Annotated in this window: 20 protein-coding genes; 15 read left to right on the plus strand and 5 right to left on the minus strand. The window is 69.4% G+C overall.

The features are described from left to right. Positions 1 to 116 precede the first annotated feature (116 nt). From ACZ4UV_RS10350 to ACZ4UV_RS10365, 4 genes are all read left to right on the plus strand, one after another. Positions 117 to 986, plus strand: coding sequence for an ABC transporter substrate-binding protein (locus tag ACZ4UV_RS10350; protein ID WP_316769235.1), 870 nt, complete (start codon positions 117 to 119; stop codon positions 984 to 986). Then, positions 983 to 1,588 carry a PaaI family thioesterase gene (locus tag ACZ4UV_RS10355; protein WP_316769233.1) on the plus strand — a complete coding sequence of 202 codons (606 nt, stop codon included), beginning with the start codon at positions 983 to 985 and terminating at the stop codon, positions 1,586 to 1,588. Before ACZ4UV_RS10350 ends, ACZ4UV_RS10355 begins: the two co-directional genes overlap by 4 nt. A 103-nt stretch (positions 1,589 to 1,691) precedes the next feature. Further along, positions 1,692 to 3,227: a bifunctional 3-(3-hydroxy-phenyl)propionate/3-hydroxycinnamic acid hydroxylase gene (locus ACZ4UV_RS10360; protein WP_316769231.1), complete on the plus strand. Its 1,536-nt coding sequence runs from the start codon at positions 1,692 to 1,694 to the stop codon at positions 3,225 to 3,227. Between the two features lie 42 nt (positions 3,228 to 3,269). Next, positions 3,270 to 4,208: a VOC family protein gene (locus tag ACZ4UV_RS10365; protein WP_316769229.1), complete on the plus strand. Its 939-nt coding sequence runs from the start codon at positions 3,270 to 3,272 to the stop codon at positions 4,206 to 4,208. 48 nt (positions 4,209 to 4,256) lie between these two features. Here ACZ4UV_RS10365 and ACZ4UV_RS10370 read toward each other — a convergent pair whose 3' ends face one another. After that, positions 4,257 to 4,856, minus strand: coding sequence for a TetR/AcrR family transcriptional regulator (locus ACZ4UV_RS10370; protein WP_316769227.1), 600 nt, complete (start codon positions 4,854 to 4,856; stop codon positions 4,257 to 4,259). 114 nt (positions 4,857 to 4,970) lie between these two features. On the opposite strand from ACZ4UV_RS10370, the gene ACZ4UV_RS10375 reads away from it, so the two are divergent. The 4 genes from ACZ4UV_RS10375 to ACZ4UV_RS10390 are packed head-to-tail and all read left to right on the plus strand — an operon-like array spanning position 4,971 to position 9,487. Beyond that, the gene (locus ACZ4UV_RS10375; protein WP_451017709.1) at positions 4,971 to 5,990 is read left to right on the plus strand and encodes a fumarylacetoacetate hydrolase family protein; all 1,020 of its coding nucleotides are present in this window, start codon (positions 4,971 to 4,973) and stop codon (positions 5,988 to 5,990) included. A 17-nt stretch (positions 5,991 to 6,007) separates the two neighbouring features. Further along, the gene (locus ACZ4UV_RS10380) at positions 6,008 to 6,586 is read left to right on the plus strand and encodes a cupin domain-containing protein (protein WP_316769224.1); all 579 of its coding nucleotides are present in this window, start codon (positions 6,008 to 6,010) and stop codon (positions 6,584 to 6,586) included. Beyond that, positions 6,583 to 8,526, plus strand: coding sequence for an acetoacetate--CoA ligase (locus ACZ4UV_RS10385; RefSeq protein WP_451017707.1), 1,944 nt, complete (start codon positions 6,583 to 6,585; stop codon positions 8,524 to 8,526). Before ACZ4UV_RS10380 ends, ACZ4UV_RS10385 begins: the two co-directional genes overlap by 4 nt. A gap of 7 nt (positions 8,527 to 8,533) precedes the next feature. Beyond that, positions 8,534 to 9,487, plus strand: coding sequence for a fumarylacetoacetate hydrolase family protein (locus ACZ4UV_RS10390; RefSeq protein ID WP_316769220.1), 954 nt, complete (start codon positions 8,534 to 8,536; stop codon positions 9,485 to 9,487). A 6-nt stretch (positions 9,488 to 9,493) separates the two neighbouring features. Here the strand turns inward: ACZ4UV_RS10390 and ACZ4UV_RS10395 are convergent, their stop codons facing one another. Both ACZ4UV_RS10395 and ACZ4UV_RS10400 read right to left on the minus strand, forming a co-directional pair. Next, positions 9,494 to 10,033, minus strand: coding sequence for a MarR family winged helix-turn-helix transcriptional regulator (locus ACZ4UV_RS10395; RefSeq protein ID WP_316769217.1), 540 nt, complete (start codon positions 10,031 to 10,033; stop codon positions 9,494 to 9,496). Positions 10,034 to 10,234: 201 nt separating this feature from the next. Further along, a complete protein-coding gene (locus ACZ4UV_RS10400) occupies positions 10,235 to 10,939 on the minus strand; it encodes a DoxX family protein (RefSeq protein ID WP_451017706.1) in 705 nt (234 codons plus the stop codon). Between the two features lie 498 nt (positions 10,940 to 11,437). On the opposite strand from ACZ4UV_RS10400, the gene ACZ4UV_RS10405 reads away from it, so the two are divergent. From ACZ4UV_RS10405 to ACZ4UV_RS10435, 7 genes are all read left to right on the plus strand, one after another. After that, a complete protein-coding gene (locus ACZ4UV_RS10405; RefSeq protein ID WP_316769213.1) occupies positions 11,438 to 11,941 on the plus strand; it encodes a flavin reductase family protein in 504 nt (167 codons plus the stop codon). 38 nt (positions 11,942 to 11,979) lie between these two features. After that, positions 11,980 to 13,431: a 4-hydroxyphenylacetate 3-monooxygenase, oxygenase component gene (gene hpaB, locus ACZ4UV_RS10410; protein ID WP_316769210.1), complete on the plus strand. Its 1,452-nt coding sequence runs from the start codon at positions 11,980 to 11,982 to the stop codon at positions 13,429 to 13,431. A gap of 15 nt (positions 13,432 to 13,446) precedes the next feature. Continuing rightward, complete coding sequence (locus ACZ4UV_RS10415; RefSeq protein WP_467837313.1) at positions 13,447 to 14,904, plus strand: fumarylacetoacetate hydrolase family protein; 1,458 nt, start codon at positions 13,447 to 13,449, stop codon at positions 14,902 to 14,904. Continuing rightward, positions 14,901 to 15,848 (plus strand): 4-hydroxy-tetrahydrodipicolinate synthase, encoded by a 948-nt coding sequence (dapA, locus tag ACZ4UV_RS10420; RefSeq protein ID WP_467837315.1) that lies wholly within the window; start codon positions 14,901 to 14,903, stop codon positions 15,846 to 15,848. The genes ACZ4UV_RS10415 and dapA overlap by 4 nt, the downstream gene beginning before the upstream one ends. Then, positions 15,845 to 17,332, plus strand: a complete 1,488-nt coding sequence (gene hpaE / locus ACZ4UV_RS10425) for a 5-carboxymethyl-2-hydroxymuconate semialdehyde dehydrogenase (protein WP_451017703.1) — start codon at positions 15,845 to 15,847, stop codon at positions 17,330 to 17,332. The genes dapA and hpaE overlap by 4 nt, the downstream gene beginning before the upstream one ends. Then, on the plus strand, positions 17,329 to 18,330 hold the full coding sequence (gene hpaD, locus ACZ4UV_RS10430) for a 3,4-dihydroxyphenylacetate 2,3-dioxygenase (RefSeq protein WP_316769202.1): 1,002 nt from the start codon (positions 17,329 to 17,331) through the stop codon (positions 18,328 to 18,330). Before hpaE ends, hpaD begins: the two co-directional genes overlap by 4 nt. A 556-nt stretch (positions 18,331 to 18,886) precedes the next feature. Continuing rightward, positions 18,887 to 19,603: a GntR family transcriptional regulator gene (locus ACZ4UV_RS10435; protein WP_388915942.1), complete on the plus strand. Its 717-nt coding sequence runs from the start codon at positions 18,887 to 18,889 to the stop codon at positions 19,601 to 19,603. Here ACZ4UV_RS10435 and ACZ4UV_RS10440 read toward each other — a convergent pair whose 3' ends face one another. Further along, complete coding sequence (locus tag ACZ4UV_RS10440) at positions 19,604 to 20,338, minus strand: SDR family NAD(P)-dependent oxidoreductase (protein WP_316769198.1); 735 nt, start codon at positions 20,336 to 20,338, stop codon at positions 19,604 to 19,606. Between the two features lie 72 nt (positions 20,339 to 20,410). After that, positions 20,411 to 21,556, minus strand: a complete 1,146-nt coding sequence (locus ACZ4UV_RS10445) for a thiolase family protein (protein ID WP_467837318.1) — start codon at positions 21,554 to 21,556, stop codon at positions 20,411 to 20,413. Between the last annotated feature and the right edge of the window lie 15 nt (positions 21,557 to 21,571).

A 21,571-nucleotide genomic window follows, 5' to 3' on the forward strand; every position in this document is an offset into this window, starting at 1 on the left:
TCGCGTGATCGTGTCGCCGTGTACCGCGGACAGCAAAAAATTACCGGTTGCGATCCTAGACGTTCCGTTTCGGTTGACTTAGTGTGTGGGCACCTCGTGCAGAGAGGAGCACTCCAATGACGGCGTGCTTTCGACAGGCGGTGTTCGTTCCGCCGCCCGTATGTGTCGTCGCCGACGAGCTTGGCTTCTTCGCTCACGCCGGCCTTGAGATCGAGACCGTGCTGATCGAGTCGTCGACGGACCAGCGTGACCGACTGCTGACCGACGACGTCGACGTGGGCGTCACGGCCATCGACAACCTGGTCGTCTGGAACTCCCGCGGAGGCGACCTGCGGGTCGTCGCCGAGATCGAGTCGACGACGCCGCTCCGGCTGGTCGCACAGCCCTCGGTGAGGGGGCTGGAAGACCTGCGGGGCGCCGTGCTCGGCGTGGACGCGCCCGACAACGGCTTCGCCGTCGTGCTGCGTCATCTCCTCGGCCACCACGGCCTCCCGCCCGACGCGTACGAGTTCGAATCGGTGGGCGGTGTGCGTGAGCGCTTCGAGGCCCTGCGCTCACGGCAGATCGATGCGACGTGGCTGGGCCCGCCGCTGGACGAGCTGGCCCGGCAGGAGGGGTTCGTCTCGCTGCTCGCGGTCGAGGACGAGGTGCCGGACTTCCCCGGACAGGCCGTCGTGGCCGGTCCCACGGCGCGGCAGGCGGGACGGGAGAACCTCTCGCTCTACCTCACGGCCCTCGACCGGGCGCGGCAATGGCTGCACGCCACCGAGGACGAACAGATCGTGGACGTGCTGACGCGAGGCGGGTACGGACCGGCCTCGGCGCGGGCCGCGCTGCGCACGCGCCCCGCCTCACTGGCGCCTGCTCGCGCCGGTCTGGAGTGCGTCCTGACGATGCGGGACAAGCTCGGCATGATGCCCGACCGGGCGCCTGGTGTCGACGACCTGTACGACGGCCGCCCGCTCGGTCTGGAGCTGCGTCCATGACGCCCGACCTGGTTACGTCCGACGGCCATCGCGATGACGCGGGACCCGTCACGGACGACGGCCCGGTGGCGAAGAGCGTGCGTCGCATGCTCAGCGAGGACCGTACCCGCGAACTCCTCGGAATTCGGGTCGATTCGGCAGCCGATGGGCGGGCGCGCGCAGGGATGCGGGTCCGGCCGGACATGGTCAACGGTCACGCGATCGTGCACGGAGGGCTCGTGTTCGCGCTGGCCGACACCACCTTCGCCTGTGCCGTCAACAGCTTCGGTCCGCCGGTCGTCACGGCGAGCGCGGACATCGCCTTCCGGCGCCCCGGCCACCTCGGTGACGACCTGATCGCCGAAGCGGTGACCCGCTCCTGGAAGGGCCGTTCGGTGATCTGTGAGGTCACGGTGCGGCGGGGTGACGACGTCATCGCCGAGTTCAGCGGGCGGGGGGTGCGGATCGCGGTGGCGGACGAGAAGCCGTCGCTGGGGAGTGATCCGGTCCCAGGCGGTTCGTCCGGACGAGCCGGCCACGAGGAGCACCGCGTCCGTCCGGCGGGCGCGGACACCGACGAGGTGGACGGACCGGCCGTGTCAGGGCACGCGTCGGGTCGCTAGGCCCTGTCGTCAGATGCCGAGCGCCCGGGTCGTCCGGCGGACGCGCGGGGGTGCAGAGATCAAAACGGTACATCCAAGTACCAGAGCCGCTAATGGAGTTCAGGTGTCACAGGACTGTGAAGTCATCGTTGTCGGTGGTGGACCCGTCGGGGTGATGGCCCTCGCGTTGCTGGGCCACGCCGGCGTACGGGCCGTGGGGATCGAACGCGAGCCCGAGCTGTGGCGACAGGCGCGGGCCGTGCACTTCGACGGTGAGACCGTGCGTTCCTTCCAGGCCATGGGCCTGGGCGAGGAACTCTCCGCCCGGGTCAAACCGATGTGCGACTACCGCATGGAGAACGAGGCCGGCGAGACCCTGGTGTCTCATGCCACGGGGCAGATGGGGCCGCAGGCATGGCACTCGGAGGTCCTGTTCCATCAGCCCGAGGTCGACGGGCTGCTGCGCACCGAAGTGGCGCGGCTTGCCGACGTGGAACTCCGGCTCGGCACCACGTTGCTGGACATCCAGCAAAGTGACGACTCGGTCCGCTGCATCGTCCGCACCCCGGAGGGCACGACACGGACACTCACCGCGCGATGGGTCGTCGCCTGTGACGGCGGCACCTCGACCGTCAGGCGCACGCTCGGGATATCCGGCGAGAACCTCGGCACCGACGATCCGTGGCTCGTCGTCGACGGACACCTGCGGGGGACGGCGGGAATCGAGGGTGACATGGTCTTCCTCGGCCGGCACACCCGTCCTGCGCTCTGGATCAGGCTCCCCGGTGACCGGGTGCGCATGGAGTTCAAGGTTCTCCCCGGAGACGACCCGGAGGAGATCGCCACACCGGCGGGCATCGCCCGGTTGAGCCGAGGTGTTCTCACGCCGCAGAACTTCGAACCTGACCGCAGCGTCATCTACACCTTCCGTGCACGGCTGGCCACGTCATGGCGGGTCGGCAACGTGTTCCTCGCGGGTGACGCCGCTCACCTGGCCCCTCCGCTGTTCGGCCAGGGACTGTGTGCCGGCCTGCGGGACGTGGCCAACCTCGTATGGAAGATCCGGCTCGTCTCACGCGGCAGAGCCCCCGAGTCCCTGCTCGACACCTACGAGTCCGAACGCAAGGACCACGCCAGGTACTGGGTCCAGCAGGCGGCGACGATGGCCGGACTCGTCCAGACCACCGACCCCGTGATGGCTGCCCGGCGGGACGCGCACATCCGCGCCAATCCGGCCGACAGCTACCCGCCCGCACCAGCCCTGGGCCCGGGTGTGCACACCGGCCCCGCCGACCCGCACGGCGGACGGCTCTCGATGCAGCCGATGCTGCCTGACGGGACCCGTCTCGACGACCTCGTGGGACGCCGGTTCCTGCTCGCGGCCACGCCAGAACTGCAGGCCGGGCTGCCCGGTCCCGTACGCGAGGCGCTGGAGGAGGAGCCCGAGGTCGCCGTACTGACCTCCCCCCAGCACGTCGGCCAACTGCTCACGTCGGTCGAGGCCCCTGCCGTCCTGGTCCGTCCCGACCGCTATGTGCTCGGGACGGCGCACAGTCCCGAAGAGCTCGAAGCGCTGCTCCGGCTCCTGCCCCTCGCGGGCGCCCTGGAGCCCCGGCGCGAGATGAGCCCGCCGCGCCAGGAGACCACCGCACAGCACTGACCGGCCCGCGCGCAGACACTGTTTCCCCCACAGGAGTTCACCATGCCCGACCAGCCCATCACCCACCTTCGTCACGTCGACATCGCAGTTCAGGACTACGACAAGCAGGTCGCCTTCTACGAGCAGCAGTGGGGGCTGACCAAGGTCGGTTCCGACGGCGACGTCACCTACTTCGCCGCCGAGGGCTCGCCGGAGCAGTACGTCGTCCGGGTTCGTCGCTCCGCGGACAAGCGCCTCGACCTCGTCTCCTTCGGCGCCGCCGACCGCGCCACGGTGGACGGCCTCGCCACCCGCCTCGCCACCGACGGCGTGCAGCTGGTGAGCGATCCGGACAAACTCCAGACGCCCGGCGGCGGTTACGGCTTCCGGTTCTTCGACGTGGAGGGACGGACCATCGAGATCTCCACCGAGGTGGCCGCCCGCACCCACCGCAGGATCGAGGAGCGCGAGGACATCCCGGTGCGGCTGTCCCACGTGGTGCTCAACTCTCCCGAGCCCGAACGCATGATGGCCTTCTACGAGAAGTACCTGGACTTCCGGCTCTCGGACACCAACGTGCACCCGCAGCTCGGCGGGATCATGTGGTTCCTGCGCTGCAACCCCCAGCACCACAGCATGGCGATCGCGCGCTGTCCCCATGTCTCGCTGCACCACGCGTCCTTCGAGATGCGCGGTCTGGAGGAGTACATGCGCGGCAGCGGCCGCCTGATGCGCGACGGGATCCACAAGGTCTGGGGCCCCGGCCGGCACCGCGCCGGGGACAACACCTTCACGTACTTCCACGACCCCAACGGCAACACCATGGAATACACCACGGAGCTGGAGACCCTGGACGAGGACACCTGGCACCCCCACCTGTACAGCACCGACGACCCGGAGACCTCGGACGTGTGGGGGACCTCCAACCCGATGAACGACTTCGTGTCCAGGGAGATGTTCAACGACCCGGACCGGGGGGTGTTCATCGCACCGCCGGTGTGACCGCCCCGAGGCCCGAGGTGCGCTCGTGACGCCGCCGGGCGGAGGGGCTCAGGACTCCTCGTCCGGTGACGGATGCGCTGCCAGGCCGCGGATCCCCAGGTCCACGAGCTGTTCCGCGAGCGTGTCGTCAAGCGGGACGCCGCCGAAGAGGAGGTGGAAGTAGACCGGGGCGTAGAACATCTGGGCTGCCGACGCCGGATCGAGGTCGGACCGGAAGACGCCCTCGTCGATTCCCCTGCGCATCAGCTTCTCGACGGCCGCGGCGCGCTCCTGCCAGAACCGCGCGCGGAAGTTGGCCATCGTCTCGGGGTCGTACTGCCCCTCGGCGATGATCTGGGCGACCAGCTTGCCCTGCGGGCCGGCGTAGCGGGAGATCAGCGACTTGAGGTGCGTCAGAAGGGCCTCGCGCACCGGCACCCCTTCGGGGATGCGGGTGTGCGCCAGGTGGTTCTCCATGAAGGCGTCGATGACGACCGCGGCCTTGTTCGGCCACCACCGGTAGATCGTCGCCTTGCTGACCTTGGCCCGCTTGGCGATCGCCTCCATGGTCAGTTTCTGCACCGTGATGGCGCGCCTGCCGTCGCGGACAAGGAGGTCCATGGTCGCGTCGAGAATCGCTCGACGACTCGATTCGCTTCGTACAGCCACGAAGTGAAACTACCCCACGCACGGCCTCACCTCCCAATGTCAGTAGGGGATCGACAAGGCAATTCGTTCGCCATACGATACGAAACGTTTCGAATAGGTAGAGGAGCTGTAAACATGAAGCTGGGACGGATCTCAACACCTTCCCCCGACGGCGAGCAGATCAGGCTCGTCGCCGTACGGCCCGACGAGGGCAGGGTCATCGACCTGGCCAGGGCCTATGTCCTGGGCAGGCAGGCGCAGCACGCGACGCCGGACGCGGCCCGCCGGCTGGCCGCCGCCCACTTCCCGTCGAGCATGGCCGCCGCGATCGCCGCCGGGCCGGCGTTCCTCGACGCCGCCCACTGGGCCGTGGACCGGGCCGCCGACGACGCCTCGCTGCCGATCGAGGGGCTGTCCTGGGTGGCGGCCGTCGACCCGCCGGTCATCCGTGACGGCCTGACCTTCCCGGCACACATGAAGGGCTTCTCCGAGAAGGTGGGCGGCGGACTGCCCAACCCCCAACTCTTCAAGACTCCCGGCTACTTCAAGGGATCCACCGGAGTGGTCTACGGCCACGACGAGGAGATCCCCTACCCCGGCTACTCCGAATTCGTCGACTACGAACTGGAGATGGGCCTCATCGTGGCAGCCGCGGGCCGTAACCTGACCCCCGACGGCGCCCGCGCCCACCTGTTCGGCGTCACGATCTTCAACGACTTCAGCGCCCGTGACATCCAGGGGCCCGAGATGGGCATGGGCATGGGCCCGCAGAAGTGCAAGGACTACGCGTACGGCATCGGTCCGTGGATCACGACCGTCGACGAGCTGCCCTCCGTCGACGGACTCAAGGGTGTGGTCCGCGTCAACGGCGAGGTCTGGAGCGAGACCAGTGCCGAGGGAATGATCTACACGCCGGAAGAACTGCTCGCCTACGTCTCCATCAGCGACCGGCTTCAGCCCGGCGACCTCATCGGCTCCGGCACCCTGCCCAACGGCTCCGGTCTGGAGCTGGACCGGCGGCTGTCGCCCGGCGACGTCGTCGAACTCGAACTGGAAGGCGTCGGTGTCCTGCGCAACCGCATGAGCGCCGAGCCGGACAAGGCACCCTGGTGGCCCGAGCCCCGCCCGTACCCCTTCGGTACGCCGGCGAACTGACGACGGGACCAGGACAGATGACCAACCCGCACACCATCAAGCCGGTGCGGCGCATCGTCACCGGCCACACCGCCGACGGCCGCTCCACGGTCATCAGCGACGGCCCGGCCCCGAACGTCTTCGTGTCGGACGCCGTCGAGGGATTCGGCGCGATCGTCCCCTGGCAGACCGAACCGGGCGATGTCAGCAACGACGGCAACCAGGACGCGGCCTCCGCCGACGTCCAGGTGCCGATGTACCCCAAGCTCGGAGGAACGGTCTTCCGGATCGCGAGCTTCCCGCCCGACGGCGCCTACACCGACGCCGCCGCCGACTCCCTCTTCGACGACATCGACGGCGAACACGCCCGCGCCGCCGCGCCCCCCGCCGCCGGCGACCGCCACTTCTGGTTCCACCGCACCGACAGCCTGGACTACGCCCTCGTCCTGGAGGGCGAGATATGGCTGCTGACGGACGAGGGAGAGACCCTCGCCAGGGCCGGTGACGTGATCATCCAGCGAGGTACGAGCCACTCCTGGTCCAACCGCGGCGACTCGACCTGCCGCGTGGCCTTCGTCCTCATCGGTGCCCTGCCCGTCGACACCGCTGTCTCATGAGCACCGCGCACGACATCCTGTGGACGCCGAGCCCTGCCCGGCAGGAGGGCAGCGAACTGGCTCGCTACCGCCGTGGGCTGAAGGACTACGACGGCGGCGACGACTACCTGGATCTCTGGCGCTGGTCGACACAGGACCTGGGCCGGTTCTGGGAGTCCGTCGCCGAGTTCGAGGACGTACGGCTCGGAGGTACCCCGACCGGCCCGGTGGCTCCCCGGGAGATGCCCGGAGGCACGTGGTTTCCCGGCCGAACCGTGAACTATGCCGAGCATGTGCTGCGCCGCTGCCCGGGCGAGGCGCTCGTCGTCGTGGACGACGACGGCACGTCCCACAAGCTCTCGCGAGCCGAGCTGCGCGGCCAGGTCGCCGCCCTCTCCGCCGCGCTGCGCCGGATGGGCGTGGCCCACGGCGACCGGGTGGCCGCCGTCCTGCCCAACCGCGCGGAGGCGGTCGTAGGGCTCCTCGCCTGTGCCGCGGTGGGGGCCGTGTGGTCGGTGTGCTCTCCGGAGTTCGGCGCGGACGGGGTGCTCTCGCGGTTCGCCCAGCTGGAGCCCAAGGTCCTGATGCTCACGGACGGCTACCACTACGGCGGACGCACGCACGAGCGCACGGACGAGATGCGCACCGTGATCGACCGGCTGCCGTCGGTGGAGCACGTGCTCTGGATCGACCACCTGCGCCCGGGAAGTCTGCCCCCGGCGGACCGCCCCGTGTCGCTCTGGTGCACGGTCACGGCTGGAGGAGGCGAGCCGGAGTTCGACGATCTGCCCTTCGACCACCCGCTGTGGGTGCTGTTCTCCTCCGGTACCACCGGGGCACCCAAGGGCATCGTGCATGGCCATGGCGGTGTCCTCCTGGAACACCTCAAGGTCCTGCGGCTGCACTCGGACCTGAGGGCCGGCGACCGCTTCCTCAACGTCGCCAGCACCAGCTGGGTGGTGTGGAACATGCTGGTCTCCGGGCTCGCGGTCGGCGCCACGATCGTGCTGCTGGACGGGAACCCGGTCCGCCCCGACCTGGGGCGCGTCTTCCGTGTCTCCGACGAACACGACGTCGACACACTCGGTGTCAGCGCCGGATACCTGCACGCCTGCCTCAAGGCCGGTCTCGCCCCCGAGCCCGGCGCACTGCGCACGGTGCAGGTGACCGGGTCACCACTGTCCACCGACGGTTTCCGCTGGGTCCACGACCGGCTCGGCGACGTGTGGCTGACCTCCATGAGCGGTGGCACCGACGTGTGCTCGATCTTCGTCGGCGGCGCCCCCACACTGCCCGTCCGCGTGGGGCGCATCCAGGCACCCGCCCTGGGCGTCCGTGTCGAAGCCTGGGACGAGGACGGCAAGCCCGTGGTCGGCGAGCGGGGCGAGCTGGTGATCACGCAGCCGATGCCCTCGATGCCGGTCTGCTTCTGGAACGACCCCGACGGCCGGCGCTATCGGGAGAGCTACTTCTCCGTGTACGCCGGAGCCTGGCGGCACGGGGACTTCATCGAGTTCGAGCCCGACGGCAGCAGTGTGATCCACGGCCGCTCGGACTCCACCCTGAACCGGCAGGGCGTGCGCATGGGTCCGGCGGACATCTACCGGGTCGTCGAGGCGCTCCCCGAGGTGCGCGAAGCCCTCGTCGTGGGCGCCGAACTGGGCGAGGACGCCTACTACATGCCGCTGTTCGTCGCCCTCCAGGAGGACGCCGACCCCGAAGCGGTGGCGCACCGCGTCAACCAGGTGCTCCGGGAGGAGCTGTCACCGCGGCACGTGCCCGACGAGGTCGTGCCCATGCGCGGGATCCCGCACACCCGCACGGGAAAGAAGATAGAGGTGCCGGTCAAGCGCCTGCTGCAGGGAGCTTCCCTGAGCGACGTCGTGGACCTGGGCGCGGTGGACGACAGCGCGCTGCTCCAGGAATACGCGGAGTTCGCCCACACCCGCCGGAAAGCATGAGGAAACCATGAGCCAGACCCCCTTCTCGCTGGGAACGTTCGCCGACGGACAGTCCGGTCCCTTCCCCGGCATCGTCGTGGACGACAGGGTGTACGACACCCGGACCGTCCTGCCCGCGGCCACGACCACACTGGACCTGCTGGCTGACTGGGAAGCGTCGCTGGAAGCGCTCCAGTCCCTGGCCGACGCACCCGAGGGCGACGGGCGGCCGGTCGGCGAGCTGACGGTGCTCGCCCCGGTCCAGCCGCCCGGCCAGATCTTCGGCGCCGGGGCCAACTACCGCGAGCACGTCATCCAGATCACCGTGGCGCACCGCCTGGGGACGGCGGACGCCACCGAGGAGGAACTGCGCGAGCAGGCCGCCCGGGAGATGGACGAACGCGCCGCGCACGGCGAGCCGTACGTGTGGGTGGGCGTCCCGTCCGCGATCAGCGGCCCGTACGACGACGTCATCCTGCCCTCCATCGGGGAGAACCACGACTGGGAACTCGAACTGGGCGTGGTCATCGGGCGCGAGGCACGCGAGGTGAGCCGTGACGAGGCACTGGACCACGTCGCCGGGTACACCGTCTGCAACGACCTGACGACGCGCAGCCTGGTGCCGCGACCGGACATCCCGATGATGGGGACCGACTGGATGCGGGCGAAGAACCAGCCCACGTTCTACCCCACGGGCCCCTACCTCGTGCCGGCGCGGTTCGTCCCCTACCCGCAGGACCTCGACATCACCCTCCGGCTCAACGGCAAGGTCATGCAGAAGGGCAACACCAACGACATGATCTTCGGGGTGGCCGCCCTCATCTCGTACATCTCACACCGGGTGACGCTGCGGCCGGGCGACATGATCATCACCGGCTCTCCGCAGGGCAACGGCTCGCACTACGGCCGGTTCCTGCGCGCGGGCGATGTGATGGAGAGCGAGATCACCGGGCTCGGCACGCAGCGCAACCTCGTGAGGTAGCCGCCGTCACGTCCGTTGCTTCACCTCGAATCGCAGTGAGTGGGCGGTGAGCTTCTCCAGCAGTGCGATGAGCGTTTTCTGTTCGTCCGCGCTGAGAGAGCCCGCCCACTCCTGTTCGCGTTCGTTGTGCGCCTGGAACGCCGTGGTGATCGCGTGCAGACCGCTCTCGGTGAGGCTGAGGTTGACCGCGCGCCCGTCGTGCGGGGCGCGCGCCTTGGTGACGAGACCGTCCCGCTCCAGCGTGTTCACCAGCGCCGACACGGCCGCGCGACTCATGCCGGACAGCTCGGCGACCTTCTTCGCCTCGACGGGGCTCGACAGCCAGATCGCGAACAGCACGCGGAAGCCGGGCCAGGACCATCCCCGGGGCCGGTGGACGGTTGATTCCAGGTCGTAGACCAGCATGTTCGCGGCCCGGTGGAGGGTGAGCACCAGCCGCATCGCCAGCGGATCGACGCCCGGGAGCTCACGGCTCGCGCGGTTGACCGCATGATCGATGAACGACCAGAAATGCAGGTCCTCGTTGTCCGGCTGCTCGTGATTCACACCAGGAGTGTAGGCCGGACGACCGCCCGGCCTCCGGCCCGCCTTCGGAGGCCGGGCACGGCGTACCCCTGGGGATCTCGCCGGGCGGGAGCTCAGCATTCCGCCCCCTGGTCATGTGCGGTACGTATCGTTTCGTTCGTCCGAGCCCACCCGCCCTCCGGCGGTGTCGGAAGACGGGTGGGCTCGGCGGCAGCGCTGCGGTCAACTTCCGGATACCTCATGCGCGGTGGTGTTCGTTGCCCCAGGTGCGGACGATCTGCGCTGGTGCATCAGGATCCCGACGAAGCCCGCGAGGAATCCGCTGATCAGTCCCGAGACCGCGTGGTTGGCCGTGTTGGCGCCGACACCGCTGGGCATGCCGACGGCGGTGTAGTTGACGACGGCGCTCATCGCGGCACCGACAACTCCGCCGATGAGGCCGCCAACGGCCGCGGCGCGGACGGCGGGGGGCTGGGCGGGGGCGGGCCGTGACGTCTCGCTGTCCCCTGCCGGCCCGGGGCCGGTCAGGGCGTCGCCGCGTTCCAGGCCTATGAAGCGGTCGACTGCGAGCGGCCCCGGGCCGGCGAGGACGACCACCAGCAGGGCAGCGATGACCATGAGAGGGAACTCCGCTCCGGAGCCGGAGACCGGGCCTGATGCCGGGGTGAAGAAGCCGACGTCCCCGTTCACCAGGGCGATGGCGAGGCCGAGATGCACGATCAGCAGGGCTGCCGTGAGCCGCGAGACCAGGCCGATCAGGAGGAGGGTTCCTCCCGCGGCCTCCAGCAGCGCCACAACCCAGGCCATCAGTGCGGGATCGGGTACATCGAGTTGCTGCTGCAGGAACGCGGCGAATCCGGAGATCCCGTCGACGATCTTCTGCAGGCCGTGGAGGAGCAGTACGAGCCCGCTCAGCGTGCGGGCCACCAGTGGGGCGACGCCATGGTGGCGGTGGATTCGGGCGAGCCCGAAAACCGAGCGGAGGGGTCTGTCGCCGCCGGGGGAGGCGGCTTGGGGGTGTGATGCGGCCATGAGCGGGTGCCTTCCGGGGTGTGGAACGGGGTCGATGCGAGCGCGCGAAGAGCGCGGACGAGGTGACCAGTGCTCAGTGGTCCTCTCCGGTCAGGACCGTGATGCGTCGTGGAGAGGGTCGTTCTGCGCGTCCCCAGGTTCTGGTCGTAGACGAAGCGGCCATCGAGACGGGCGTCACAGCGAGCAGGAAAGCATGACCGAAACGGTACGTCTAGTATCGGGAGGGCTTCCCAAGAGCGCGCGGTGCGAGTACCGTCCAAATAGTCAAAGCTTTGATTATCTGCTTTGGTCGGGATCTCACGCGCTTCGTCCCCGGCCTGCCGGACCAGGCGCCGTCCCTCCCCGGCTTCTCGGGGCGGGCACAGTCGGCGATCGACTCAAGGAGTCCTCCTCATGTCCCAAGCCCTCGCCCCTCCCAGCCCCGGCGCCCTGCGCGCCTGCATGTCCCGGTTCGCCACCGGCGTCACCGTCGTGACGTACGCGGGCGAGGACGGTCCCCGGGGCGCGACCATGAACTCCTTCACGTCCGTCTCCGCCGATCCCGCACTGGTGCTCGTCAGCGTCGCCCGACGCGCCCGCTGCCACGACCAGCTGATCGACAGCTCCTTCTGCGTCAACATCCTCGGTGCCGAACAGGAGCCGCTGGCCCGGCTGTTCGCCGGGGCGCACGGTGCCGCCGAGCCCCGCTGGGTGACCGGGGCCCGGGTGCCCCGCCTCGCGAATCCCCTGGCATGGGTGGAGTGCGAGCCCTGGCGGGCGTACGACGGCGGCGACCACACCCTCGTCGTCGGCCGCGTCACCGACCTCGGCCACCGCGACGGCGACGCCCTCACCTACGCCTGGAGCCGCTTCGGCACCGCGGCCGAGTCCACCGACGGCATCGAACACCTCATCTGAAACGCCACCCCGCTGATCACCTCCCCAGGAGAACCACCATGGCCGCACGCACCGGCAAGGAATACCTGGAGCGCCTCGCCGCCTCCCGCCCCACCGTCCACATCCAGGGTGAGACCGTCACCGGCGGCATCCAGGACCACCCCGCCTTCCGCAACGTCGTCCAGACCTACGCCGAACTGTTCGACCTCCAGCACTCGGACGAGCACAAGGACGTCCTCACCTACACCTCGCCCACGTCCGGCGAGCCGGTCGGCACGTCCTTCCTCGCCCCGAAGACCCCGGACGACCTGGTCAAGCGTCGCAAGGCGTTCAAGGTGTGGGCCGACCACAGCAACGGCATGCTCGGCCGCACCGGCGACTACATGAACAGCTCGCTCATGGCGCTCGCCTCGGCCGCCGACTGGTTCGCCCAGGCGAACCCGGCCTTCGGCGAGAACATCCGCCGCTACTACGAGAAGGTCCGCGAAGAGGACCTGCTGTGCACGCACACGCTGATCCCGCCGCAGGTCAACCGGTCCGTGGCCGGCACCCAGCAGGCCGGGGGCAAGCTGGCCGCGCGGATCGTGAAGGAGGACGACAACGGGGTCGTGATCCACGGCGCCCGCATGCTCGCCACCATCGCCCCGTTCGCCGACGAGATGCTCGTCTTCCCCTCGACCGTGCTGCGCGGCACCCCTGAGGACAAGCCGTACTCGTACGCCTTCGCCATCCCCAACGACACCCCCGGCCTGCGCTACATCGCCCGCGAGCCCCTCGACTACGACCGCCCGCGCCACGACCACCCCCTCGCCTCCCGCTTCGAGGAGTCGGACTGCGTGGTCGTCTTCGACAACGTGCACGTGCCCTACGAGCGCTGCTTCGCCCTCGGCGACGCCGAGCTGTGCAACGGCTTCTACTCGCGGACCTCGTCCGTGGTGCACATGACCCACCAGGTCGTCACCCGCACCACCGCCAAGACCGAGTACGTCCTCGGCCTGGTGTCGCTGCTGACGGAGGCCATCGGCATCGAGCAGTTCCAGCACGTCCAGGAGGACATTGCCGAGGTCATCACCACCCTGGAAATGCTGCGGGCCTTCCTGCGCGCGGCCGAGGCGGACGCCGAGGTCAACGAGTACGGGGTCCTCACGCCGGCCTTCGCCCCGCTGAACGCGGCCCGCAACCTCTACCCCAAGCTCTACCAGCGCTTCCCGCAGATCCTGCGCAAGCTCGGCGCCTCCGGCCTGATGGCCACCCCGACCGAACTCGACATCGAGGGCCCCGCCGCCGCCGACATCGAGGCGTACCTGCAGTCCGCCACCCTGACCGGCCCCGAGCGCGTCAAGCTCTTCCGCCTGGTGTGGGACACCTGCATCTCGGCGTTCTCCAGCCGCCAGGCGCTGTACGAGTACTACTTCTTCGGCGACCCGGTCCGGATGGCCGGCGCGTACGTGAAGAGCTACGACCGCGAACCGTACAAGGCCAGGGTCCAGGCCTTCCTCGACCGCGCCTGATCCCGGGCGGACGACATGACGCACCCGCTCGGAAACCCCCCGTCGAAGATCATCGCCCTGCACCTCAACTACCCCAGCCGCGCCAAGGAGCGCGGCCGGATCCCCGCCCATCCCTCCTACTTCCTCAAGCCACCCTCGTCGTTGGCGGGCACCAAGGAGGCGCTCGTCCGCCCCGAGGGATGCGAACTCCTCGGCTTCGAAGGCGAGATCGCCCTCGTCATCGGCTCGCGCGCGCAGCGGGTGAGGCCCGAGGACGGCTGGCAGTACGTGCGATGGGTGACCGCCGCCAACGACGCGGGCGTGTACGACCTGCGCTACGCCGACCGCGGCTCCAACCTCCGCTCCAAGGGCGGAGACGGCTTCACGCCGCTCGGGCCGCGACTGCTGGACGCACGCCAACTCGACCCGGCTGCCCTGAGGTTGCGGACCTGGGTCAACGGCGAACTGGTCCAGGACGACACCACGGACACGCTGCTGTTCCCGTTCGGCGAGCTGATCGCGGACCTGTCGAGGCAGGTCACCCTGGAGCCGGGGGACGTCATCCTCACCGGCACGCCGGCCGGCGCCTCCGTGGTCGCCCCGGGTGACGTGGTCGAGGTCGAGGTGTCCGGCAATGGGCTGTCCACCGGACGCCTGCGCAATCCCGTCGCCGCCGGGCCCGCCCTGGAGCCGTACGGGGCGATGCCCAAGGCCGATGCGGCGGAGCGGGAGGCCGCTTACGGGACGGCGTACACTCCCGCGCCCCTGCTGGACAAGCGGGTCGAGGAGGGACTGCGCTCGGTCGCCGTCGCCACCCTCAGCGCACAGCTCCGTGCCCGCGGCCTGCCGCACATGTCCATCGACGGCGTCCGCCCCACGCTGCCGGACCGGACCATGGTCGGCGTCGCGCACACCCTGCGCTACCTGCCGCTGCGCGAGGACCTGTTCAAGAAGTACGGCAACGGCATGAACGCCCAGAAGCGGGCGATCGAGGAGCTGCGGCCGGGCCACGTGCTCGTCATGGACGCCCGCCGTGACACCTCCGCCGGGACCCTCGGCGACATCCTCGCGCTGCGTGCCCAGATGCGTGGGGCGGCCGGGATCGTCACCGACGGCGGCCTGCGCGACAGCGCCGCGGTCACCGAGCTCGGGCTGCCCGTCTACCACGGCGGGGAGCACCCCTCCGTCCTGGGCCGCCGCCACGTCCCGTGGGACACCGGCGTGCCCATCGCCTGCGGCGGCGCCCTGGTGCAGCCGGGCGACCTCATCGTCGGTGACGCGGACGGCGTCGTGGTCGTACCACCCGAGCTGGCCGAGGAGCTGATCGCCGACTGCAGGGAGCAGGAGCTGCGGGAGCGTTTCATCACCGAGCAGGTGCGTGCCGGGCACAGCGTCGACGGGCTGTATCCCCTCGGTCCCGACTGGCTCGAACCGTTCGAGCAGTGGCGCCGCAGCCATGACCCTTCGCAAGCCTCGCAAGGAGAACCCGCATGAAGTTCCGCAGCGACCCCTCCGCCATCCGCGGATCCATCGCCCCGGTCGTCACCCCGTTCACCGACGAGGGCGCCGTCGACCACGACAGCCTGCGCTCCCTGATCCGCTTCCAGCTGGAGTCCGGTTCGCACGGCATCTCGCTCGGCGGTTCCACCGGCGAGCCCAGCGCACAGACCGTCGCCGAGCGGATCGCCGCGATGCGTACCACCGTCGAGGAGATCGGCGACCGGGTGCCCTTCCTGCCCGGAACCGGCTCCCACAAGCTGAACGAGACCCTGGAACTCACCGCCGCCGCCCAGGAGTTGGGCGCCGACGCGGCCCTGGTCATCACGCCGTACTACGCGCGGCCCACGCAGGAGGCCCTCTACGAGTGGTACGCGAGGGTGGCCCGGGAGTTCCCGGACCTGCCGATCGTCGCGTACAACGTGCCCTCCCGCACGGCGGTCGACATCGCCCCCGAGACGGTGAAGCGGCTGTTCACCGACTTCGACAACTTCGTCGGAGTCAAGGAGACCACCAAGGACTTCGAGCACTTCTCCCGCGTGCTGCACGCCTGCGGCCGCTCGCTGCTGGTGTGGTCCGGCATCGAACTCCTCTGCCTGCCGCTGCTCGCCCTCGGCGGCGCCGGCTTCGTCAGCGCCGTCGCCAACCTGGCGCCGGGCGCCGTGGCGAGGATGTACGAGCTGTGGGAGGCGGGGGACTTCGACGGCGCACGGGACCTGCACTACCGCCTGCACTCGCTGGTGGACCTGCTGTTCGTGGAGACCAACCCGGCCCCGGCGAAGTGGGTCCTCGCCCAGCAGGGACGGATCGCCTCGCCGCACGTACGGCCGCCGCTCATCACGCCCACCGCCCCGGGCCTGACCCGTATCCGCGCCCTCCTCGCCGAGGGCGGGGACCTGACGCAGCAGCTCGGAACGCAGCAGAACGGAGCCGACAAGTGAGCACCGCCCCCGAGGGCCTGCCCTCGACCATCCGGCACTGGATCGGCGGCGAACTCGTCGACGCGGCCGACGGCCGCACCTTCGACGTCACCGACCCGGTGTCCAACACCGCCTACACCCAGGCCGCACGGGGTGCGCGGGACGACGTCCAGCGGGCCGTCGAGGCGGCGCGGGCCGCCTTCCCCGGCTGGTCGGGAATCTCCAACCGTGAGCGCGCCCGCGTTCTGTACCGCGTCGCCGACGCCGTCGAGGCCCGCCACGACCGCCTCGCCCGGTTCGAGTCGTACGACTCGGGTCTGCCGATCACCCAGGCCAAGGGCCAGGCCCGGCGCGCCGCGGAGAACTTCCGCTACTTCGCCGACGTCATCGTCGCGCTCGGAGAGGAGGCCTTCCGGCAGGGAGAGGAGCAGTTCAGCTACGTGGTCCGCACCCCGGTAGGGGTCGCCGGCCTGATCACCCCGTGGAACACCCCGTTCATGCTGGAGAGCTGGAAGCTCGCGCCGGCCCTCGCCGCCGGCTGCACGCTCGTCCTCAAGCCCGCCGAGTGGACGCCGCTTTCGGCTTCGCTCTGGCCGGAGATCTTCGCCGAGGCGGGTGTGCCGGCCGGAGTCGTGAACATCGTCCACGGCATCGGTGAGGAGGCCGGGCAGGCCCTCGTCGACCACCCGGACGTACCCCTGATCTCCTTCACGGGCTCGACCGACACGGGGCGCCACATCATCCGTTCCTCGGCCGAGCACCTGAAGACCACGTCGATGGAGCTGGGCGGCAAGTCCCCGGTCGTCGTCTTCGCCGACGCCGACATCGAGGCGGCCCTGGACTCCGTGGTCTTCGGCGTGTTCTCGCTCAACGGCGAGCGCTGCACGGCGGGTTCCCGGGTGCTCGTCGAGCGCCCGCTGTACGAGGAGTTCACCCGCCGCCTCGCCGAGCGCGCCGAGCGGGTCACGGTGGGCCTGCCGTCCGACCCCGCCACCGAGGTGGGGGCACTGGTCCACACGGAGCACTACGAGCGCGTCCTGAACTACGTCGAGATCGGCCGGAAGGAGGCCCGGCTCGTGGCGGGCGGCGTACGCCCGGACCACCTCACCGAGGGCAACTATCTCCAGCCGACCGTGTTCGCCGACGTGTCCCGTGACGCCCGTATCTTCCAGGAGGAGATCTTCGGCCCCGTCGTGGCCGTCGCGCCCTTCGACGACGAGACCGAGGCGATCGGGCTGGCCAATGCCACCCAGTTCGGCCTGGCCGCGTACATCTGGACCTCGGACCTCAAGCGCGGCCACCGCATCGCGCACGCCGTCGAGTCCGGCATGGTCTGGATCAACTCGCACAACGTACGCGATCTGCGCACCCCCTTCGGGGGAGTCAAGGCCTCCGGTGTGGGCCGCGAGGGGGGCGCCCACAGCATCGACTTCTACACCGAGTCCAAGATCGTCCACGTCGCGCTCGGTGACGTCCACACCCCTCGATTCGGAGCCGCCTCATGAGCACCCCGGCACCCGACGTCGTCCGCTCCGCCTACGCCCAGCTGGCCGTCACCGACCTGGCCAGGGCCCGCTGGTTCTGGGTGGACATGCTCGGATTCCACGTCCAGTACGAGAACGCCGACTCGGTCTACCTGCGCGGGACCGACGAGCTCACTCATCACTCCCTCGTGCTGCGCAAGGGCGAGGTCGCCGCTCTCGACCACATCTCCTACCGGGTCCGCACCCCTGAGGACGTCGACAAGGCGGAGAAGTTCTTCACCGAACTCGGCCGCCCCGTCAAGCGGTTGAAGAAGGGCGAGGGCACGGTCGGAGTCGGAGACGCCGTACGCGTCGTCGACCCGCTCGGCTTCCCGGTCGAGTTCTTCCACGAGATCGAGCGGGGTGAGCGCCTCATCCAGCGTTACGACCTCCACCGCGGCGCCCAGATCGCACGCCTCGACCACTTCAACATCTGCACCCCCGACATCCCCGCCGCATACGCCCACTACAAGTCCCTCGGCTTCGGCTGCTCGGAGACCATCGAGGGTGACGAGCACGAGCTGTACGCCGCCTGGATGTACCGCAAGCAGACCGTCCACGACGTCGCCTTCACCGGCGGCGCGGGCCCCCGCCTGCACCACCTCGGGGTGGCCACCCACGAGTCCCACCAGGTGCTGCGCACCGCGGACATCTTCGGCGCGCTGCACGCGGAGAAGCACATCGAGCGCGGGCCCGGCCGGCACGGTGTCTCCAACGCCTTCTACGTCTACCTGCGCGATCCCGACGGCCACCGGGTGGAGATCTACACCTCCGACTACTACACCGGCGACCCGGACCACGAGACGTACCGGTGGAACGTCCACGACGACCGCCGCCGTGACTTCTGGGGCAACGCGGTGATCGAGTCCTGGTACAAGGAGGCGACCCCGGTCCTCGACCTCGACGGGCGGCAGCAGCCGGTGAGCAGCTCCCTGCTGGACGAGTCCGCCGTCCAGGTGGGGGCCGACGGACTCGGCTGACCGCGTGGAACATCAAGGCGATCGAGGGCGCCGGACTGTTCAAGCTCTTCGTGCCGAAGCGCTATGGCGGGGCGCCGACCCGCCCGCGAGGATGTGCGGCATCACGCCGGACGTCAAGGCCGAGTGTGTGGGCGGCCGCTGCCCGGTCAGTGGCCGCCGACCCACTCGTCGCGCTCCTTCGCGGCCGACCAGGCCACTCTGGCCCGGAGGCTGCCCGGTGTTCCTGGTGCGCGATACGGAGATCCGGCCAAGTTCCTGCCGCAATGCCGCGGGTGGTGAACGCGTGCACGCGGCAGAGGAAGCGGCGGGTGCGTCGCCGTCTCTGCGCCCGCGGTGTGGGCGGCGGCGAGTTCGGTGAATGCGGCCGCCGCCGGCCGACCGTGCCATATCGTCGCCACGTGGGCCCGAAGAGACCGGTAGTGCCACATGGAAACGCGGAGCGAGATCACAGTGTGGTCGGCGAGAAACAAGCCGAATAGTTCGAACGAATTACAGTGCCGAAAAAGTCGGCTGCGGAGCCGTCCGGTACACACGGATCTTCGTTTATAATACAGCTATGACGATGATGGGGGACGGCAGGCAGAGCAAGGCACGGTCGATGAGCGACAAGGCCTATGAGACGCTCCGCGAGGCCATCGTGAGCTGCGAACTGGCGCCTGGGACATGGATCAAGGCGTCCGAGCTCTCGGAGTCGCTCGGCCTGGGGCGGACGCCGACGATGCAGGCGCTGCAGCGCCTGGAGGCGGCCGGGTTCGCCCGCCCCGTGAAGCGCAAGGGATGGCAGGTCACCCCGATGACGCTGCAGAGTGTCCAGGACATCCTCGAAGCCTTCGAGCTGACCGCCCCGTCGCTGGTGGTGCTGATCATCCGCAACGCCACTGACGAGCAGATCGCCACGTTCGCCGAATTGGTGACGACGACGGCACCGGGCGGCCGCCCCGCGTCCGAACTCAATCCTGACCTGATGAAGGCAGCGCCTATCCGTTACCTCGTCCAGATTTGCGGCAATCCGGTGATGACGGAAATGGCGCTTCCCTTGGCGACGCATGTGGAACGAGTTTTCAGATTCGGACTGCTGCATGACAATTTCCTGGACCGCGCTCACGTCCGCTGGCGCAGCGCCTTCTTTGAAGCTTTGGCTGCCCGCGATGAGAAACGTGCACGGGAGGCGGTCCTCAAAGTGATTCACGTCGGTGCGTCGGAGCTCTACCGGATCCTTCAGGCCGCGGAGTCCATCCGGTCGGTTCCCCTGCACATCGAACGTGCCTCCTGATCAGATCGAGATCCCGCCGTCGACGGGCAGGACGACGCCGGTGACGTACCCCGCTTCGCGGGAGGCGAGGAAGCCCACCGCGGCGCACATCTCGGAAGCGTCGCCGAACCTGCCCAGCGGGATGCCCGCCGCCAGTTCGGCCTTCTTGTCCTCCGGGATGGAGGCGACCATCCGGGTCTCGGCGTTGGGGGAGATCGCATTGACGGTGACCCCGAACCGGGCCAGTTCCTTGGCTGCCGTCTTGGTGAATCCGATGATGCCCGCTTTGGCGGTGGCGTAGTTCGCCTGACCGGTGTTGCCGTGCAGACCCGTGTAGGAAGTGACGTTGACGACGCGGCCGTAGCCCCGGGCGCGGAAGTGCGGAACGCAGGCGCGGGTCAGCCGGAAGGTGCCGCCGGCGTGGATGGCCAGGACACTCTCCCAGTCGTCGTCCGTGAGCTTCCACAGGACCTTGTCGCGCAGGATTCCGGCGTTGTTGACGACGACGTCGATCCGGCCGGTCTCGGTGATGACCTGCTCGACGGCCCGGTCGATGTCCTCGGTGCTGCTGACGTCACCGGGGATGGCTCGCGCTCCCACCTCGGCCGCGGCCTTGCGGACCTCCTCGCCGTCGTAGTCGATGAGGAAGACGTCGGCACCGGAGTCCGCGAAGAACCGGCCGAGTTCGAGACCGATACCTCGCGCGCCGCCGGTCACGATCACGGACTGGCCGGTGAAGTCGAAGGACAGGTTCATCGCGAGTTCTCTCCTGAGAAAGGGGGCTTCGTGCTGTTCGTGTGGTTCTTGTAGTCCGTGGGGTTCACGCCGTCAGAGAAGTTCGAGAAGCGTCGCGTTGGCCTGGCCCCCGCCCTCGCACATCGTCTGCAGGCCGTACCGGATGTTCTCGGCGCGCATGTGGTGAAGCATGGTGGTCATCAGCCGGGCCCCGGATCCGCCCAGAGGATGGCCGAGTGCGATGGCGCCGCCGCGAGGGTTCACACGGGCCATGTCCACGTCGAACTCCGCCGCCCAGGCCAGCACCACCGAGGCGAAGGCCTCGTTGACCTCGAAGACGCCGATCTCGTCGAGGCCGACTCCGGACTTGGCCAGCACCTTGTGCGTCGCCGGGATCGGGCCGGTCAGCATCGGCATCGGCGCGGAGCCGGTGACGACCGCCGTGTGGATGCGGGCGAGCGGCGTCAGCCCCAGAGCGGCCGCCGCCTCGCTCGTCATCATCAGCAACGCGGCCGCTCCGTCCGAGATCTGCGAGGAGTTGGCGGCGGTGACGCGGCCGTCTTCGCGGAAGGCCGGGCGGAGCGTGCTCAGCTTGTCGAGGGTCCCGCCGCGTCGTATGCCCTCGTCCGTCGTGACCATCTTGTCGGCCGCCACGATGGGTTCGATCTCCGTGGTGAACAGTCCGGCATCCGTGGCGATGGCCGCGCGCTCGTGCGAGGTCAGCGCGAACTCGTCGAGCTGGGTCCGTGACAGCCCCCACGCGTCGGCGATCATCTCGGCGCCGATGCCCTGGTTCGGGAACTCGGCGCCGTAGCGCTTGGTGTATCGTTCACCCAACGGATTGCCGGTCGCGGCCGCGGACCCCATGGGAACCCGGGACATGTTCTCCACACCGCCGACGACGACGACCACGCTGTAGTAGCCGGCTATGAGTCCCGCGGCTCCGAAGTGCACGGCCTGCTGCGAGGAGCCGCACTGACGGTCGACCGTGGTCCCCGGTACGGACTCGGGCCAACCCGCTGACAGAACCGCGGTGCGGGCGATGTCGAAGGTCTGCTCCCCGACCTGGCTGACACATCCCCACACGACGTCGTCGACGAGCGCCGGGTGGATTCCCGTGCGTTCGACGAGAGCTTCGAGGACGTGGGCGGACAGGTCGGCCGGGTGGATGGACGACAGCGCACCGCCGCGCTTCCCCACCGGGGTGCGCACGGCGGCGACGATGACGGCGTCGTTCATGATCTGCTCATTCCT

It is taken from the genome of Streptomyces sp. NPDC028289 (genome assembly GCF_055565975.1).

Excerpts from the sequence above, each read along its gene's own strand:
- ACZ4UV_RS10350 (WP_316769235.1), top strand. The coding sequence starts at position 117 with ATGACGGCGTGCTTTCGACAGGCGGTGTTCGTTCCGCCGCCCGTATGT.
- ACZ4UV_RS10355 (WP_316769233.1), top strand. The coding sequence starts at position 983 with ATGACGCCCGACCTGGTTACGTCCGACGGCCATCGCGATGACGCGGGA.
- ACZ4UV_RS10365 (WP_316769229.1), top strand. The coding sequence starts at position 3,270 with ATGCCCGACCAGCCCATCACCCACCTTCGTCACGTCGACATCGCAGTT.
- ACZ4UV_RS10375 (WP_451017709.1), top strand. The coding sequence starts at position 4,971 with ATGAAGCTGGGACGGATCTCAACACCTTCCCCCGACGGCGAGCAGATC.
- ACZ4UV_RS10380 (WP_316769224.1), top strand. The coding sequence starts at position 6,008 with ATGACCAACCCGCACACCATCAAGCCGGTGCGGCGCATCGTCACCGGC.
- ACZ4UV_RS10385 (WP_451017707.1), top strand. The coding sequence starts at position 6,583 with ATGAGCACCGCGCACGACATCCTGTGGACGCCGAGCCCTGCCCGGCAG.
- ACZ4UV_RS10390 (WP_316769220.1), top strand. The coding sequence starts at position 8,534 with ATGAGCCAGACCCCCTTCTCGCTGGGAACGTTCGCCGACGGACAGTCC.
- ACZ4UV_RS10405 (WP_316769213.1), top strand. The coding sequence starts at position 11,438 with ATGTCCCAAGCCCTCGCCCCTCCCAGCCCCGGCGCCCTGCGCGCCTGC.
- hpaB (WP_316769210.1), top strand. The coding sequence starts at position 11,980 with ATGGCCGCACGCACCGGCAAGGAATACCTGGAGCGCCTCGCCGCCTCC.
- ACZ4UV_RS10415 (WP_467837313.1), top strand. The coding sequence starts at position 13,447 with ATGACGCACCCGCTCGGAAACCCCCCGTCGAAGATCATCGCCCTGCAC.
- dapA (WP_467837315.1), top strand. The coding sequence starts at position 14,901 with ATGAAGTTCCGCAGCGACCCCTCCGCCATCCGCGGATCCATCGCCCCG.
- hpaD (WP_316769202.1), top strand. The coding sequence starts at position 17,329 with ATGAGCACCCCGGCACCCGACGTCGTCCGCTCCGCCTACGCCCAGCTG.
- ACZ4UV_RS10435 (WP_388915942.1), top strand. The coding sequence starts at position 18,887 with ATGACGATGATGGGGGACGGCAGGCAGAGCAAGGCACGGTCGATGAGC.
- ACZ4UV_RS10440 (WP_316769198.1), bottom strand. The coding sequence starts at position 20,338 with ATGAACCTGTCCTTCGACTTCACCGGCCAGTCCGTGATCGTGACCGGC.
- ACZ4UV_RS10445 (WP_467837318.1), bottom strand. The coding sequence starts at position 21,556 with ATGAACGACGCCGTCATCGTCGCCGCCGTGCGCACCCCGGTGGGGAAG.